This is a genomic window from Pseudoalteromonas sp. UBA6610, assembly GCF_002433295.1.
GTDB classification, from domain to species: domain Bacteria; phylum Pseudomonadota; class Gammaproteobacteria; order Enterobacterales; family Alteromonadaceae; genus Pseudoalteromonas; species Pseudoalteromonas atlantica.
Genome location: NZ_DJHW01000068.1, coordinates 1 through 2650, shown reverse-complemented (window position 1 = coordinate 2650; position 2650 = coordinate 1). Strand labels below are relative to the sequence as shown.

Sequence of the window (2650 nt, the reverse complement as noted above, 5' to 3'; positions counted from 1 at the left end):
CTCGGTTTTTACTTAGCCCACTAGGTTACAAACCTCGTGCCGCGATTTAATCACCCCTAGATTGAACAAATTTCAATCCGCAAAGATCAACACGCCCTAGTATTTATATATAATTCAGCCTAGGTTTTTGTGCTTAGGCTGACTTACAAATGACATAACAAAGCCATAAAAACCCCACATTTTTTTAACACCCCTGTAAATAAACTTCATTTTTGTTGTCATAATTCGAAATCATACTGTGCCCGCTTTCATAATTACTTTAGATAATTAAAACCAAACGGGATCACAATGTACGCTTTAACTAATAAATCGATTTTGAGCATGGCAATTGCTATGGCTGTATCAACGTCAGCTTATGCAAATGACAACGAAATAGAAGAAATAACCGTTACTGCAAAACCAACCAGTTATGCAAATAATGTGATTGAGCCTGCAATGCTTGATCAACAAACAACGGTTTCGAGTGTGTTATCGGTTATCGATAACTTACCTGGCATTAGCATAAACGAAGGCGATGCATTTGGTGGCGATGACTGGTCTACCACAATCACTATGCGTGGTTTTAGTATTGACTCAAACCAGCAGCAATTAGGGATGACCGTTGATGGTATTCCTAACGGTGGCTCAAACTATGGTGGTGGCGCTAAAGCAAACCGTTACCTAGACACTGAAAATTTAGCCACTGTAGAAGTAGGCCAAGGCACCTCAGATATTAAATCGGCATCGCTTGAGGCACTAGGCGGTACATTTAACTTTGTAAGTAAAGCGCCAAGTCTTGATAGCAGCACCACTTTTGCTTACACCTCGGGTAGTCACGATGCGACCCGCTTTTACGTTAAGCACGAAACGGGTACTTTATTTGATAATACACAAGCGTATGTAAGTTACTCGCAAACTGATACTAGCCGCTGGATTGGCTCGGGTAGCAACGGCGGAAAAGATAACCAACACGCAGAGCTTAAATTTGTAACAACGCTTGCTGATTTAACAATTACAGGGCGTTTATCTTACGATGATGTAAGCGAGACTAACTACAACAGTGTAAGTCTTGCGCAATTTGAACAAACGCCAGAGTGGGATCAGCTAACGTGGAACTGGACAGGCGTTCCACATTACGACCAAATGTTTGCTGAGGGCTGGGGTACACTGCGCGAAAATACACTAGCGTATTTAAAGTTTGAGTATGCGCTTTCGCCAACATCGCTTATTACAGTGAGCCCTTATTATCATAAAAACTCGGGCCGTGGCGATTGGATCCCACCGTATTTAACAACTCCAGTAGATGAAAACGGCAACCCAACCACAGAGGGCGGCACTAACGCAGGCTCTTACGGTTTTGTAGATAGCGCAGGTAACGCACTGGCACCAAACGAAGGATGTACGGCAAGTTTAAGCTGGCCGTGGGAGTCGGGCCCTGGTTTAAACCCAGCATGTTACGATGATACGGCAATACCTGTAATGTCGTATCGTCATACGCATTACAAAAAAGACCGCTTAGGGGTTACTGCCAACTACCAAGCTACGTTTGGGATGCACGACATAGAAGCCGGTTTTTGGTATGAGCAAAGCGACCGTGACGAGTCTCGCGATTGGCACAAAGTAATTAATGCCAGCATTTACCATCACTTTGATAGCACGCCATACTGGACCCAGTATAAAAACACCTTTGAGACCGACACCCTTAAATGGTACGCGCAGGATTCAATGGCCCTTGGCGATTTCACGCTTAACGTAGGTGTTAAAAAGTACCTTGTTGATATTGAAAAGTACGACCATTATCAAAATGCCACAACCGCTAAAGTTAATAGTGACTCTGATGTGTTATTTAGTGGTGGTATTTTGTATCAGCTAAATAACTCAACCGAGCTATTTACCAGCTACAGCGAAAACTTTGCTGCTATTAAAGACGGGGTGCTTGAGCGCGACAGCTCTGATTTATCAGCCATTGAAGCTGAAACCGCTGAAAACATCGATTTAGGTGTGCGCTATCAAAATAACGCGCTAAACCTGACCGCAACAGCGTATTCAATTGAATTTGATAACCGTATTACGTTTATTGCCCCAGGTAGTGACACCGGCGGTATTGATTACACCATAGGTACAAATGGCTCTTACTTAAATGTAGGGGGTATTGAATCGCAAGGTTTAGAGCTGTCGGCAAGTTACATGCTAAGCCCACAATGGAGTGTATATAGCTCGTACACGAATAATGACTCAGAGTACAAAGGCGATGCACCCGGGTTTGAAGCCGGTGAAAAAGTAATAGACTCAGTAGATGACTTATTTGTGCTATCGACCGATTACTTTAGCGGTGATTTCCGCTTTGGTTTATCGGCTAAATACACCGGTGAGCGTGGCGAAGTTGATGGCTATACCGTGGTTGATTTAAACGCAGGTTACGCAACCGATATAAACGCAGGACCATTTAAAGCTATTGATGTTGCCTTTGTTGTTTATAACGTTACCGATAAAAGCTATTTAGCGGGTGGTACGGGTAATGGCAGCACTTACTTTATTGGTGCGCCACGTACAGCAGCACTGACGTTATCGGCTACGTTTTAATAGCCATAATGTACAGTAAATAATTAAAAGCCCATCTTTGATGGGCTTTTTGTTAAATGTACAGTGTCTTGTCCTGAAATGTGTTTAC

The 2650-nt window shown here is 43.1% G+C and carries 1 protein-coding gene; it reads left to right on the top strand.

The genetic code is table 11. From position 1 onward, the window contains the following. Positions 1-288: 288 nt before the first annotated feature. Positions 289-2562 carry a TonB-dependent receptor domain-containing protein gene (locus B4F91_RS09610; RefSeq protein WP_055255334.1) on the top strand — a complete coding sequence of 758 codons (2274 nt, stop codon included), beginning with the start codon at positions 289-291 and terminating at the stop codon, positions 2560-2562. The last annotated feature ends 88 nt before the right edge of the window (positions 2563-2650 follow it).

Bases quoted from the DNA above. Each gene is read 5' to 3' on its own strand.
- B4F91_RS09610 (WP_055255334.1), top strand. From the start codon at position 289: ATGTACGCTTTAACTAATAAATCGATTTTGAGCATGGCAATTGCTATG.